This is a genomic window from Robiginitalea sp. SC105 (genome assembly GCF_014243345.1).
Taxonomy (GTDB): domain Bacteria; phylum Bacteroidota; class Bacteroidia; order Flavobacteriales; family Flavobacteriaceae; genus Robiginitalea.
The window spans coordinates 427,484-441,834 of record NZ_JACLZF010000001.1; the positions used below are offsets into that span (position 1 = coordinate 427,484).

Annotated in this window: 10 protein-coding genes and 1 tRNA gene; 8 read left to right on the top strand and 3 right to left on the bottom strand. The window is 55.7% G+C overall.

Going from position 1 to position 14,351, the window contains the following annotated elements; translation table 11 throughout:
* Positions 1-205 precede the first annotated feature (205 nt).
* Positions 206-814: a superoxide dismutase gene (locus H7F20_RS01870; RefSeq protein ID WP_185784451.1), complete on the bottom strand. Its 609-nt coding sequence runs from the start codon at positions 812-814 to the stop codon at positions 206-208.
* A 114-nt stretch (positions 815-928) separates the two neighbouring features.
* Here H7F20_RS01870 and H7F20_RS01875 point away from each other — a divergent pair, with 114 nt between their 5' ends.
* The 4 genes from H7F20_RS01875 (at position 929) to H7F20_RS01890 (ending at position 9,519) form a co-directional block, all read left to right on the top strand.
* Positions 929-4,048, top strand: a complete 3,120-nt coding sequence (locus tag H7F20_RS01875) for an exodeoxyribonuclease V subunit beta (RefSeq protein WP_185784452.1) — start codon at positions 929-931, stop codon at positions 4,046-4,048.
* A 2-nt stretch (positions 4,049-4,050) separates the two neighbouring features.
* Positions 4,051-5,244: a glycine C-acetyltransferase gene (gene kbl / locus H7F20_RS01880; protein WP_185784453.1), complete on the top strand. Its 1,194-nt coding sequence runs from the start codon at positions 4,051-4,053 to the stop codon at positions 5,242-5,244.
* A 112-nt stretch (positions 5,245-5,356) separates the two neighbouring features.
* Positions 5,357-6,718 (top strand): OmpA family protein, encoded by a 1,362-nt coding sequence (locus H7F20_RS01885; RefSeq protein ID WP_185784454.1) that lies wholly within the window; start codon positions 5,357-5,359, stop codon positions 6,716-6,718.
* A gap of 65 nt (positions 6,719-6,783) precedes the next feature.
* Entirely contained in the window at positions 6,784-9,519 is a 2,736-nt protein-coding gene (locus H7F20_RS01890) for a PD-(D/E)XK nuclease family protein (RefSeq protein WP_185784455.1), read from the top strand.
* Between the two features lie 5 nt (positions 9,520-9,524).
* Here H7F20_RS01890 and H7F20_RS01895 read toward each other — a convergent pair whose 3' ends face one another.
* Positions 9,525-10,235: an SDR family oxidoreductase gene (locus H7F20_RS01895; protein ID WP_185784456.1), complete on the bottom strand. Its 711-nt coding sequence runs from the start codon at positions 10,233-10,235 to the stop codon at positions 9,525-9,527.
* Positions 10,236-10,364: 129 nt separating this feature from the next.
* Here H7F20_RS01895 and H7F20_RS01900 point away from each other — a divergent pair.
* Both H7F20_RS01900 and H7F20_RS01905 read left to right on the top strand, forming a co-directional pair.
* A tRNA-Ala gene (locus H7F20_RS01900) sits at positions 10,365-10,438 on the top strand.
* Positions 10,439-10,762: 324 nt separating this feature from the next.
* Positions 10,763-11,539 (top strand): hypothetical protein, encoded by a 777-nt coding sequence (locus H7F20_RS01905; protein ID WP_185784457.1) that lies wholly within the window; start codon positions 10,763-10,765, stop codon positions 11,537-11,539.
* Positions 11,540-11,649: 110 nt separating this feature from the next.
* Here the strand turns inward: H7F20_RS01905 and H7F20_RS01910 are convergent, their stop codons facing one another.
* Entirely contained in the window at positions 11,650-12,447 is a 798-nt protein-coding gene (locus H7F20_RS01910) for a universal stress protein (protein WP_185784458.1), read from the bottom strand.
* Positions 12,448-12,500: 53 nt separating this feature from the next.
* On the opposite strand from H7F20_RS01910, the gene H7F20_RS01915 reads away from it, so the two are divergent.
* Together H7F20_RS01915 and H7F20_RS01920 are read left to right on the top strand one after the other, a co-directional pair.
* The gene (locus H7F20_RS01915; protein WP_185784459.1) at positions 12,501-13,013 is read left to right on the top strand and encodes a GNAT family N-acetyltransferase; all 513 of its coding nucleotides are present in this window, start codon (positions 12,501-12,503) and stop codon (positions 13,011-13,013) included.
* Positions 13,010-14,344, top strand: coding sequence for an MATE family efflux transporter (locus tag H7F20_RS01920; protein WP_185785790.1), 1,335 nt, complete (start codon positions 13,010-13,012; stop codon positions 14,342-14,344). Before H7F20_RS01915 ends, H7F20_RS01920 begins: the two co-directional genes overlap by 4 nt.
* Positions 14,345-14,351 lie beyond the last annotated feature (7 nt).

Sequence of the window (14,351 nt, forward strand, 5' to 3'; positions counted from 1 at the left end):
TAATTGTCAATTTTCTTTGTTATTTCTCTTTATACCAGTAATTTAGTATTTGCCATAGCATAAGTAGGTTAAGTTTATGGTAAGATTTGGGATGAAAAGGGCAGGGTTTCTCTGCCCTTTTCTGTTTCCCGCCGGCAGCCGATTTTACGCCGGGCCAAAAAAAAACCCCGGCTCAGGGCCGGGGCTCGTTTACGAGACGGGGATATTATTTATGCGCTGCATAATTCTTCGCCACTTCTCCCCAGTTGATCAGGTTAAAGAACGCTTCGATATACTCCGGGCGCCGGTTCTGGTAATGCAGGTAATAGGCATGCTCCCAGACATCGATCCCCAGAATCGGGTATCCGCCGCAACCCACTCCGGGCATCAACGGTACATCCTGGTTCGGGGTGGAACAAATTTCCACCTTTCCGCCGGGGTGGACACAGAGCCATGCCCAACCGGATCCGAAACGGGTGGCTGCCGCGTTGCTGAAAGCGTCTTTGAATTTTTCATAGGATCCGAAAGCGCTGTCGATGGCTTTGCCGAGGTCACCGGAAGGCTTTCCTCCCCCGTCCGGGGAAAGGATTTTCCAGAACAGGGAGTGGTTGAAAAAGCCACCTCCGTTATTCCGGACCGCCGTATTGTTCATATCGAGGTTCTTCAGGATATCCTCTATGGATTTTCCCGCAAGGCCGGTCCCCTCTATCGCCGCATTCAGCTTTGAGGTGTAGCCGTTATGGTGCTTTGTATGGTGGATTTCCATGGTGCGCGCATCGATATGCGGCTCCAGGGCGTCGTACGCATAAGGTAAATTCGGAAGTTGAAATGACATATGTTTTCAGGTTTTTGCGTTAGAAATCGTTGTCTACCAAAACTACGGATTTTAACAAACACTTTCCGCTAATTATTTGTTAAGAACCCTGCGGTATTGCTTATTTTGCAGGCTATGACGTCTGATTTGGAACCATTCCGGATATACAGTGCATCGGCCGGGTCCGGTAAGACCTACACGCTGACGCGGGAGTACCTGCGATTGCTTCTCGGGGGCAGGGGCGGCCAGCCTTTCCGCGAAATCCTGGCCATTACTTTTACCAACAAGGCGGTAGGAGAACTGAAAAACCGGATCCTGGACAGCCTGGAAGCATTTGCGGCAACCCGCACTGACCAGGAGCGTCCCAGCCTTTTCCGCGACCTGCAGGCAGACCTGGGTACCGACCGGGAAACCCTGGCGCGGAGGTCCGCCCGGGTCCTGCAGGAAATCCTGCATAACTACGCTTTTTTCGATGTCTCTACCATCGATAAATTCAACCACCGGATCCTGAGGACCTTTTCCCGGGACCTCCAGCTTCCCGCGGGTTTTGAGGTGGTGCTGGATTCGGATGCCCTGCTGGAGCGGGCCGTCGACAACCTGATCATGCAGGCCGGAGAGGCCCCGGAACTCACCCGGGTACTCATCGATTTTGCACTCGAAAAATCCGCCGATGACCGCAGTTGGGATATTGGCCGGGACCTGGCAGAAACCGGGAAACTGCTATTCAATGAAAACCACGCGGCCTACCTGAAAACCTTTGACGGGAAAGGGATATCCGATTTTCTGCGGCTCCGGGAAAAGCTCGCAGGGGGGCAGGCAGCCTGTAAGGCCCGCCTGCTGGAGCTGACCGCGGAGATACTGGCCGAAATTGAAGGGAACGGTTTGGAAACCACCGATTTTCACGCGGGGTATTTCCCGAAGTTCATCCAAAAAATCCACGACGGGGATTTTGACCAGGATTTCGACGCGGCCTGGAAAAGGGATTTTGCCGACCGGCCGCTCTACAGCAAATCCAACAAGGAAGCCCCCCGGGAAATCCTGGACCGCCTGCATCCGGCATTTATCGGAAAATTTGAGGAGATCCGGACACTGGTCCTGCATCGTGCCTTTTTAAAGAACGCCTATACCAACTGTGCCCCGTTTACCGTCCTGGGCCTGCTGCAACTCGAACTCAAACGGATCGAACAGGCCGAGAGCCTGCTGCCGGTTGCAAAATTCAACAGCATTATTTCCGAAGAACTTGCGGACCAGCCGGCTCCCTATATCTATGAGCGGTTGGGTGAAAAGTACCGGCATTACTTCATCGACGAATTCCAGGATACCTCCGAACTGCAGTGGAAAAACCTGGTACCCCTCATAGGCAATGCCCTGGAAGGGGAAGATGAGCAGGGACAGCGCGGATCCCTCGTCCTGGTGGGGGATGCCAAACAGGCCATCTACCGCTGGAGGGGCGGCTATGCCGAACAGTTCCTCGGGCTGATCCGCGGGCCCGGGAACCCCTTCTCGGTGCAGGCCAAGGGCTATGAGCTCCCCGTCAATTACCGGAGCTGCGAGACGATCGTCCGGTTCAACAACGATTTCTTTTCGGAGTTAAGCCAGAAACTCAGCAACCCGGATTACGAACGGCTCTTCCGGGACGGGAACCGCCAACTGCCTAATTCCCGGGATCCCGGACTGGTGGAAATCGGTTTCCTGCATGCTGACCCTCCGGACCGGGAAGCCGCCTACCTGGACCGGACCGTCGAAATCCTCGCCCGCCTGCGGCAGGCCGGGTACGCCTACGGGTCTGTCTGCGTGCTGACCCGCAGGCGGCGGGATGGGGTGGTACTCTCCGAGCGCCTGCTGGCCGAGGGCATCCCGGTCATCTCCTCGGAAACCCTGCTGCTGAAAAACCACCCGGCCGTGGCGTTTCTCATTGACCTGTTGCACTTCCTGGAGGAGCCGGAAGACCGCAACCATCGTTTTGGCATCCTCTCGTTTTTAGCCCCTGACGGGGTGGAAACCCATAGCTGGATTCACCGGCACCTGGAGGATACCGGCAGGCTGCTCCGACAGGAGTGGTCTTTTTTCGCCAGCGAAATGGCCCTGAAACCCGCCTACGATATCCTGGAAACGGCCATCCGCCAGTTCCGCCTCGGGGAAGAGTCCGAAGCCTACCTTTTTGCGCTCCTGGAATATGCCCTGGAGGCAGCCCGGCATGGGGATGTATCCCTGGGCACCTTCCTGGAATACTGGGAGTCGAAAAAGGACAAGCTGAGCATTGCCGCCCCCGAAAGCCCGGATGCCCTGCGCCTGATGACCATCCACAGCGCCAAAGGGCTGGAATTCCCCGTGGTCATCTTCCCCTTTGCGGACTCTTCCATCTATGCGGAGAAGAACCCGAAACTCTGGGTCCCCGTGGACCCCGGAACCTACTGTGGTTTTTCATACCTGCAGATCAATTCCCGCAGGGAGGTGGAAGCGTACGGGGAAATGGAAGCAGCCCTGTACCGGGAGGAGCGGGGGAAGCTGGAACTGGACGCCTACAATGTCCTGTACGTTGCCCATACCCGTGCCGTCGAGGCGCTTTTCGTGCTCACTGGTCCCATGACTGAAAAGGAGGTTGCCGAGCCCCGCCGCTATACGGACCTGTACCGGCAGTATCTGAAGCACCTCGGAAAATGGGATGGCAATACCACCACCTATTCCTTTGGCAGACTGGGCCAGGGCCGGGCCGTGGCGGAAACGGCCGGCAGGGATCCACTGGCCTTCGCGTATTCGTCCCGGGAGTCGGCCCAACTCCATATCGTGACCCAATCGGGCCGGCTCTGGGACAGCCCCCTGGAGACCGCCAAAAAGTACGGGAATACCCTCCACCTGGCTCTCAGCATGATCCGGACCGCGGGTGACCTGCCCGGGGTGGTCCCCCGCCTGATCGGGGAAGGCCTCGTCCCCGATGGCCAGCGCGGGCCATTGGAAAACACGCTCCGCCAGATTGTGGGCCACCCGGAATTAAGCCCGTATTTCAGGGAAGGCCCGGAGATTTACAACGAACGGGGCATCATTCTCAGAAATAAGGTAATTTTGAGGCCCGACCGCCTGGTGGTCGACGGGGGCAGTGCCGTGGTCATCGACTACAAAACCGCCCTGCCCGCTGCCAGCCACCGCGACCAGGTGCAGGCCTATGCAGGGGCCGTCTCAGAAATGGGGCTCCGCCTCGAACGCGCACTGCTGGTCTACATCTCGGATAACGGAATCAAAATAGAAACACTATAACTATGTACGGTAAAATAAAAGATCACCTGAAAGAAGAACTGGAGGATATCCGTGAAGCCGGGCTCTTTAAGGAAGAGCGCATCATCACATCCCCCCAGGGACCCGTCATTAAAATTTCCACGGGGCAGGAGGTATTGAATTTCTGCGCGAACAACTACCTCGGGCTGTCCGCCCACCCGGAAGTAGTGCAGGCCGCAAAGGATGCCCTGGACAGCCACGGGTTTGGCATGTCTTCCGTGCGTTTTATCTGCGGGACCCAGGACATCCATAAGAAACTGGAAAACACGATTGCGGAATTTTACGGGACGGAGGATACCATATTATACGCAGCCTGCTTCGACGCCAACGGCGGGGTTTTCGAACCCCTGCTCGGGCCGGAGGATGCCATTATATCGGATTCGCTCAACCACGCCTCCATCATCGACGGCGTTAGGCTCTGCAAAGCCGGGAGGTACCGGTACGACAACGGGAACATGGCATCCCTGGAGGAGCAGCTCAAAAAGGCCAACGCAGACGGCGCCCGGTTTAAGCTCATCGTCACCGACGGAGTGTTCTCCATGGACGGCCTGCTGGCCCCCCTTGACAAAATTTGTGACCTGGCCGAGCAATACGATGCCCTGGTGATGATCGACGAATGCCATGCAACCGGTTTCATCGGGGAGCACGGCATAGGCACCCTGGAGGAAAAAGGGGTGCTGGGCCGCATCGATATCATTACCGGGACCCTGGGCAAGGCGCTCGGGGGTGCGATGGGCGGCTATACCACCGGCAAGCGGGAAATCATCGAAATGCTGCGGCAGCGTTCCCGCCCCTACCTCTTCTCCAACAGCCTGGCCCCGGCCATCGTCGGTGCTTCGATCCGCGTTTTCGAGCTCCTTTCGGCCGATACCTCCCTGAAGGAAAAGCTGGACCGGAATACCACCTATTTCAAAAAAGGCATGAAAGCCCTGGGGTTTGACATTGTGGACGGGGATTCGGCCATTGTGCCGGTGATGCTGTACGACGCGAAACTGTCCCAGGATATGGCTTCCCGCCTGCTGGAAAAGGGCATCTATGTCATCGGGTTCTTCTACCCGGTGGTGCCCAAGGGCAAGGCGCGGATCCGGGTGCAGTTATCGGCCGCCCACGAGCTGGAACACCTGGATAAAGCCATCCGGGCATTCCGGGAAGTAGGCACAGAACTCGGGGTCATCTGAGGCCTGTAAAGACAGGCGATTGAGCATGAAAAAAATGGGAATATGATTTTGTTAATAAACTTTAACAACTTACATTTGCCTCTGATAAACACTTAAACTTAAAAATTTGAACATGAAACAGCTTAGCAGATTATTGGTTGTTGGCCTACTCCTCTTAGGGTTTAACAACATACAAGCACAGGATGAGAATAATCCCTGGCAAATAAGCTTTGGTATGAACGCCATTGACGTTTATCCTACCAATGATTCGGATGCGGCCTACCCAACTGGTACGCTTTTCAGTGAGTACTTCAACCTGAACGACCACTGGAACATCCTGCCTTCCATTTCTTACGTGAATGTTTCCAAGTACGTGGGCGATGGTTTCTCAGTGGGAGTCCGCGGATCTCTGAACCGCATTTCCAAGCTGGGGGATGTAGAAGCCGACGATCTTTCTCACTATGCTGTTGATGGTACAATCAAATACAACATTCTGAAGAACACCAAACTCGATCCTTTTGTTGAAATAGGTGGTGGTTACACCTGGGTTGACGAAATCGGAGCCGGTACCGTAAACGGTGGTATTGGTTTGAACTACTGGTTCAACGATTTCCTTGGTTTGACCGTTCAGACCCAATACAAGCACGCCTTTGAAGATTACGGCGTGAAGCACTTCCAGCACCTGGCCGGTGTTTCGATCCGCTTCGGTGGAACCGATACCGACGGTGACGGAATTTACGACAAAGACGATGCGTGTCCGGAAGTAGCCGGTCTGGAAGCCTTTAACGGTTGCCCGGATTCTGACGGCGATGGTATCGAAGATGCCAAGGATGCCTGCCCGAACGAGGCCGGTTCCATGGAAATGAATGGTTGCCCGGATTCTGACGGCGACGGTGTTGCGGATAAGGACGATGCCTGCCCGAACGAAGCTGGCCTGCCTGCCCTTTCCGGATGCCCCGATGCTGACGGCGACGGTGTAGCAGACAAGGATGACGAGTGTCCTTCTGAAGCAGGTCCTGCTGAAAACAACGGATGCCCCTGGCCGGATACCGACGGTGACGGAGTCCTCGACAAAGACGACCAGTGTCCCGATGTTGCCGGAACAGTAGCCAACAACGGTTGCCCCGAGGTAACAGAAGAAGTACAGGCCCAGCTCAACGAGTATGCCCGTACCATCCTGTTCGACACCGGTAAAGCTTCCCTGAAGCCTGAGTCAACCCGTGTGTTTGTGGACATCATCCGCATCCTGGATCAGTATCCGAACAGCAACTTCACCGTTGAAGGTCACACCGACAGCGTTGGAAGCAACGAGCTGAACCAAAAACTGTCAGAGGAGCGCGCGAACTCTGTACGCGACTTCCTGATCAGCGAAGGAATCGATGCCTCCCGCCTGCGGGCCGTGGGTTATGGTGAAGAGCGTCCGATCGCCACCAACAACACCCGTGCCGGTCGTACGCAGAACCGTCGGGTTGAGATCAACCTCGTGAAGAACTAAGTTCAATAACCGATAATCTTGGAAAAGCCCTGGCAGAAATGCCGGGGCTTTTTTATTTTTAGGCTATGCAGTCATTCCTGGATTCCGTTTTGGACGACCTTCCCGAGTGGCAGGCGGATCCCACTTCCTTTGTGTTTATCCTTCCCAGCAAACGTGCGGGATTTTTCCTGAGAAGCCGGATGGCGCAGCGGGCTCAAAAGACCTTTATTTCCCCCCGTATCTGGAGTATAGAAGACTTTGTAGCCGATATCTCCGGATTGCGGTATGCCGGGCAGCTGCATTTGATTTTTCGTCTCTACGAGGCCTATCTGGACCAGGATGGGGTGGAAAACGAATCATTTTCCGATTTTGCCAAATGGGCTCCCCTCCTCTTGCAGGATTTCAATGAAATCGACCGGTATTTGGTCGCTACCGACCGCCTTTTTGAAACCCTCGCCGCGCTGAAGGAAATCCGCAATTGGACCCCGGACGGGACCAGTACCCCGATGATTGACCGGCAGCTGGCCTTCTGGAAAAACCTTCGCCCGGTGTACACGCGCTTTCGCACCCGCCTGGCAGAGGAGGGCCTGGGTTATCAGGGCATGGTCTACCGCAGGGCGGCAGGCAGTCTGCCCGAATACCTGCGGGAACGGGGAGCCGCTAATTATGTCTTTGTCGGATTCAATGCGCTGAATACGGCCGAGAGCCAACTGATCCAGTATATGCTGGAACATTCCGGGGCACGCATCTATTGGGATGCCGACCCCCATTATATTGAAAACCCCCTCCACGACGCAGGGCATTTTATGCGAAAGCACCTGAGGGAATGGCCTTCATTAAAAGGCGGTCTCAGGGGGATTCAGCGGCATTTCGGCGAACCAAAAAAGATTGAGTTGACAGGTATCCCCAAATCGGTTACCCAGGCCAAATTCTGTGGCGAACTACTCGGCAGGCTCCACCGCAAAAACCCGGATACCCTGGACCGGACAGCCCTGGTCCTTGGGGACGAAACCCTGTTAAACCCCATCCTGCATGCCCTCCCGGCCGGTTTGCCGGCAGTGAACGTAACCATGAGCTACCCGATCCGTAACAGTCCCCTGGCCCAACTCTTCGATCTGCTGCTGGATATGCGGATAGAAAAGGGATCATCCGGGTGGAAGGTGCAGCAACTGATGACCCTTCTCGGGCATCCCTTCCTGCAGGGGTGGTTTGCCGGGAATGGCTTCGACCCGCGGGCGGCCCGGGCCATGCTGATCCGCGAAAACCTGTTTTTCGCCGATGCGGCCACTATCGGGGCCATGGGATTCCCCAAAGCCATAAAGGACCTGTTATTGCCCGATGGCCCGCTCGCCCCCTTGCCTACAGCTGAAAACCTCGAAGACATCACCCTGGCCCTGAAACCCATTTACCAGGAAGCTGGCGACCCGTTGCGCCTGGAATACCTCTTCCATTTCAACAAACTGTTCAACCAGTTAATCCAGCTTACCAGCGCCTATCCATTTATTACGGACCTCAAGTCGCTCCAGTTGCTCTTCCGGCAATTGCTGGCAGACGAAAAAGTGGATTTCGAGGGCGAACCCCTGGAAGGACTGCAGGTTATGGGGATGCTGGAAAGCCGGAACCTGGATTACGAGACCGTCATCATCACCTCGGTGAACGAGGGGATCCTCCCTTCCGGGAAATCCAATGCTTCTTTTATCCCCTTCGATGTGAAAAAGGAATTTGGCCTGCCCACCTACAAGGAGAAGGATGCGGTCTACACCTACCACTTCTACCGGCTGTTGCAACGGGCCAGGGAGATCTATATCTGCTACAATACGGAACCTGATGTGCTGGAAGGCGGGGAGCCCAGCCGGTTTATCAACCAGCTTCGCACCGACCCCCTCCTCGGGAAACAAACCCAAATGAAATTCGCGATCCCGGATACAGGGGTCCTTCAACCTGGGGGCAGGAGCATTCATAAAGGCCCGGATCTTTTGAAGCGGCTGGGGGAACTCGCAGTGAGTGGTTTCTCGCCAACCTCCCTGTCCCGGTACATTTCAGACCCGTTGTTGTTTTACAGGCGGAATGTGCTGGGCATCCCGGAATCCGACCAGCTGGAAGAAACGGTTGCCGCCAATACGTTCGGGACCGTTCTGCACGACGCCCTGGAAACCCTTTACTTACCCCTGGAAGGACAGTTGCTGGACCCTCAGAACCTCAAGGAGCTTGAGGCCAGATCCAGCGAGGTGGTGGACCGGGCCTTCAGGAAACACTACCTCAAGGATGGAAAAGCCCGTGGCAGGAACCTCATTGCCCTGCAGGTGCTCAGGCAACATCTGTCCCTGTTCCTCAAGGGCGAAAGGCTCCGGGCCCGCAGGGAGCAGATCCGCATCATCGGGGTCGAGCGAAAAATAAGGCGTGAGCTGCATGTTCCCGGGCTGGGATTGCCGGTTTGGCTTAAAGGTACCGTTGACCGTATCGAGGAAGTTGACGGAAGGGTACGGATCATCGACTACAAGACCGGCCAGGTGGACCCCTCACAACTTCGGATATCTGAATGGGACAGCCTGCGCACGGACCCCGACCAGGCCAAGGCCTTCCAGGTCCTGTGCTATGCGCTGTTGTACCAGGGCGAATCGGGCATCCAGGAGCTTCAGGCCGGCATCTATTCGTTCAAGAACATGGGTGCCGGGTACCAGTGGTTTGGCGATAAAACGACTTCGTACACGGCAGATGAAGCGGTGGACGCTGCCAGGCTGGAGGCCTTCCGGGAGGTACTCCACCAGTTGCTGCTGGATGTGTTCAACCCGACGATCCCTTTTGAGGCGGTCCCCAGATAGTCCGCCTATTTCTTGTCGGGCCGCGAGGGCCGGACCTCGATCTTGCTGGGCAGGGTGCGCGGGTGCATTTTAAGCAGGTCCAGGACCAGTTCCCCGATGTCCTCTGGCTGGATTTTCCAGGCATCTTTTTCGGAAGGCTCGTTATTGTTGAAATGGGTTGCCACGGAGCCCGGCATGATGGTCGAAACCTTGATGTCGAACGGCCGCAGATCCAGCATGGCGGCCTGGGTAAAGCCGACTACCCCGAACTTGGTGGCATTATATCCGGCTCCTGAGGCAAAAAAGTTCGTGCCTGCCAGGCTGGCTACCGTGATATAATACCCATGGGATTCCTTCAGGGCTGGAAGGGCCGCCTTCAGCGTATGGTACACGCCGGTCAGGTTGGTGTCGATCATCTGTTTCCATTGATCGGGCGAGAGTTCGTCCACCGGGGCAAAATGCCCCAGCCCGGCATTGGCGATTACCGCGTCAAGTTGCCCCCACCGGTAGAGGATGGTCTTTACTGCCTCCTCCTCATCTTTCAGGTTGGTCACATCGGAGACGATGGGGATAACCCGTTCCCGGTCCAGCGAGGCCGCTGCCTCCCGGAGGACCTTTTCATGCCTGCCGCTGATTGCAACTTTCATTCCCGCATCGAGCAACGCCTTTGCGATCCCGTATCCGATTCCCTTGGAGCCCCCGGTAATGTAGGCTACCTTATCTTTCAATCGTTCCATCTCCTTTTGTGTTTTTGATTCGTAAAACTACAAGATACCAACCTTTGCCCGCCCTGCATATTCCAATCAGAAAAAACAATAACATTTTTGGAAATTGCATAAAAAGCGTATTTTTGCCTCCTAGTTCACGGGGGATTAGCTCAGCTGGCTAGAGCGCTTGCATGGCATGCAAGAGGTCACCGGTTCGACTCCGGTATTCTCCACAGATCAAGCGCCATTTACATCGCGCGAATGGACAACAAAAAAACCGCAGAGTTCACTCTAGCGGTTTTTTTATTTGGACAGGCGCCTGCGTTTTATAACGCAGCCTGTGCGATGTAAATGGCATTTGCAGGACGGGAGTCCGCCGGAGCTGCGAAGCGACTCCGGTCTTGCCATTTGCAGGACGGTGCCAACGCTCCATCTGGCTCCTCACTAAAAAGCACCATGTAGCTCACGGATGGTCCGGCGGCGGACGAAAGGGATTCCATATTTAACTACCTTTAGGCAGCCCGTCACTTCCCTCGGGGAACAACTCGCAATTTGGCATGTCCGTAGATCTCATAAATCGAGTGTTTACTTTGCTTTCCTGCATGGTAATTCTATCCACCCGCGCTCAGTTACCCCCAGAACCCCGGCCCCATGTCCCTGGCGTTGCTTATGATTCGGTAATTATCCAATGGCCAAAGTCGGAATGGTTTGGCAAGGCGCAGGTTACCCTGGAGAATTTTGGAACGGCCAGGTACCGGTCGGGCATAACTTCATCTTCCAATAAGGTTTGGGTGAATGGCCGCAAGGAACTCATGCAAAAAATGGGCTTTCGGGTGGAATTGCAGGATTCGAGCCAAACCAAATTTAAAATCCAGGGTAAAAAATACTGGACCTCAGGATATTGGCAGGAAGACGGTGGTGGTTCTCAGATCCTGGGAGAAATACTCAACTTGCCCGAAATGCCAGTGACCAGCGAGACCTATGTAGGAGATGAGGTGGATCTCGAGCTCAGGGATGCCGAAATCCGTCATTCCCTCCATCCTGATGAAATCTGGAACTTTCACCTGAAAAGAAACCCTTCATCCGGGGCGATCCGCAATGAATTGGACGCTTACATCTCAAATGGTTCGCGCATCATTGTCATTAAAGGCCCCACATATTCTGCTTTTACGGGCGGTAATGGCAGTACGGAATCTTCTTATTATGCGTTTTTCGAACATGAGATTTTAATCGCGTGGGCCAGCCGGTCGGAACCCCTGGTTTACTTCCCCAATCGTACGCCCTTATTTACCCGGTCACTTTTGTTGACAGTTATCCTGGCCATGTCCCTGTAGGCCTCTCAGCACCCGGTAATTTTGGTTGGCCTATAAAGCTGAGAATCTTCCATGCACTATCCATGCAGGCAGGAAATCATTGGAATTCAGTGTACCAATCGGACAGGGGGTCAGTCCTTCTTCACGCTCAACACCAGTACCGGGATACGGGCCGAGAATTCGGATTTCAGGATGGTGTTTTTCTCCCAGAGGTTGCTGAAAAAGCCCCGTTTCCGGCGAAATACGGTAAGCATATCCGGATGCTGGCTTTGCAGGTGCTCCAGCACCCCCAGGTAGGTACTCGCATGCTCGGTCATGGTCACCTGGGAGGCGATATCCATGAGGGCCGTATTGATCTTCAGGTCATCGTCCGTGTAGTTGGGCGTTTTAACCAACAGGAGGTTCACAGTTGCCCCGAATTTCTCCTTGATGGAGATCAGGGGCCGCAGGATGCGCTTCCTTTTCAGTACCCCGGAACGAAAGGCGGTGAGTATCGTTTTGTATGGCGCAAACGTGCACCCTTTGGGTACAATCAGCGTCGGGATATCGGTTCTTTTGATGATCCGCCCGGTGGTATTCCCGAGGTAGAGCTCCTCATCGATCTCCACACTGCGCGGGGAAATGATGATCAGGTCGATGTCCAGTTCCTCCGTCAGGTCGTTCATGCCGTCGACCAGATCCCCGGTATAGGTGGCGATTTTTATCTCGGTGGAGCCGCTGTCGATCTGCCCGATCAGTTCACGCAGCCGTTCCTGGCTGCTTTCCACCATCCTTTCCTTGACATTGGATAAATCCCCGGCACGGCTGGCTGTGGTCAGCACCTCCATGGCGTAGACCTGGGCTTTGAAGGCCGCACCGAAATCTACGGCATACTGAAGCGTCTCTACTGCACTTTCAGGATTTCCTACTGGGACCAGGATTCTTTTCATGGGAGGTTGGATATGGTTAATTCCCCTAAATTTACAAAAATGTCGGCTGCGAAATGATCCGCCCTGCAAAAGTAGTTGAAATCCCCCAAATTCTTGAATTGACCCGGGCCTGCGGCCGGGAGATGTGCGCCCGGGGTATTTTTCAGTGGACCGAAACCTATCCCTCCCGGGAAGCCTTCCAACAGGATATAGACCGGGGGGAACTCTGGGTGCTCGACCTCGGGCAGGGCCCTGTGGGCACCCTGGTCCTTTCCGAAGTAATGGACGAGGAATACCGGCAGGTCCTTTGGCTGACACCCAACGACCGGAACCGGTACGTGCATCGCCTGGGCGTCCATCCCGACCTGCAGGGGCGCGGGTACGCCCGGAAATTGATGGATTTCGCAGAGGCCCGGGCCGCAGCGGAAGGGGCCGCTTCCATCCGGCTCGATACCTTCAGCCGGAACCCCCGCAACCAGCGGTTCTACGAACAACGGGGGTACCAGCGGCTCGGGGCTGTTTATTTCCCCAAACAAAGCGCCTATCCTTTCTATTGTTACGAGCGCATCTTATCTTCGCCCGCGTGAATCCCGCCCTTTCCCGAAAAAACATCAACCGACTCGCTGTGCCGGCCATCTTTGCCGGTATCGCGGAACCCGTGCTGAGTATCACGGACACGGCCATCGTGGGCAATATCCCGGTCAACGGCCTGGAGTCCCTCGCTGCGGTGGGAATCGTCGGGTCCTTCCTGTCCATGCTCATCTGGATCCTCGGGCAGACCCGGTCGGCCGTATCGGCCATCGTCGCCCAGTATGTCGGGGGCGATCGCCTGGAGGAAATCAAGACGCTGCCCGCCCAGGCCATCTACCTCAACCTGGCTCTCAGTCTGGTTATCCTGGGCGTTTCCCTCCCCCTGAGCAGCCAGATATTCGGCTTGCTCAATGCCGACGGGCTGATCCTGGAGTATTGCATCTCCTATTTCGGGATACGGGTCTGGGGGTTCCCCCTGACGCTCCTGACTTTTGCGATTATGGGGATCTTCCAGGGGCTGCAAAATACCGGATGGCCCATGCTTATTGCCATTACCGGTGCGGGCCTGAACATCCTGCTGGATTTTGCCCTGGTTTACGGGGTGGGGGACTGGATCCCTGCCATGCAGCTCGAGGGGGCGGCCTGGGCCAGCCTGATCGCCCAGTTTGTGATGGCCCTGCTTGCCCTGGGCCTGTTGGTTGCACGGACCCCGATCCGGCTCCGGCTGCGCTTTCCCATCCATCCGGAAATGCATCGGCTGGTCGGCATGGTACTCAACCTCTTTGTCCGGACCCTCGCGCTGAACCTGGCCCTGCTGCTGGCGGTGCGGGAGGCGACGGCCCTGGGCGACCGCTACATCGGCGCGCATACCATCGCCATCAACCTCTGGCTTTTTGCCGCCTTCTTTATCGACGGATATTCCTCAGCCGGGAAAATACTCGGGGGGCGGTTCCTCGGTGCCAGGGACTACGACAGCCTTTGGAACCTGGCTAAAAAACTCACCCAGTATGGCCTGGGGGTCTGTCTGCTGCTCATGGCAGCCGGTGCGATAGGCTACCGCCCCCTGGGACGCCTATTTTCGGAGGATGCCCTGGTATTACAGGCATTTTACAGCTTCTTCTTCATCCTGCTCCTGGGGATGCCCATCAACGGGATCGCCTTTGTTTTTGACGGGATTTACAAGGGTATGGGCAAGATGCGCTTTTTGCGGAATGTCCTTCTGTTTGCCACCTTTCTGGGTTTTGTCCCCGTACTGTACCTGGGAAAACTGATGGGCTGGGGGCTGTACGGCATCTGGGCGGCCTTCACGGTCTGGATGCTGTTTCGCGGGGCACCCCTGGTCTGGAACTTCCGCCAAAAATTTCGCCCGCTCTTACAAAAGGCATAAATTTGGG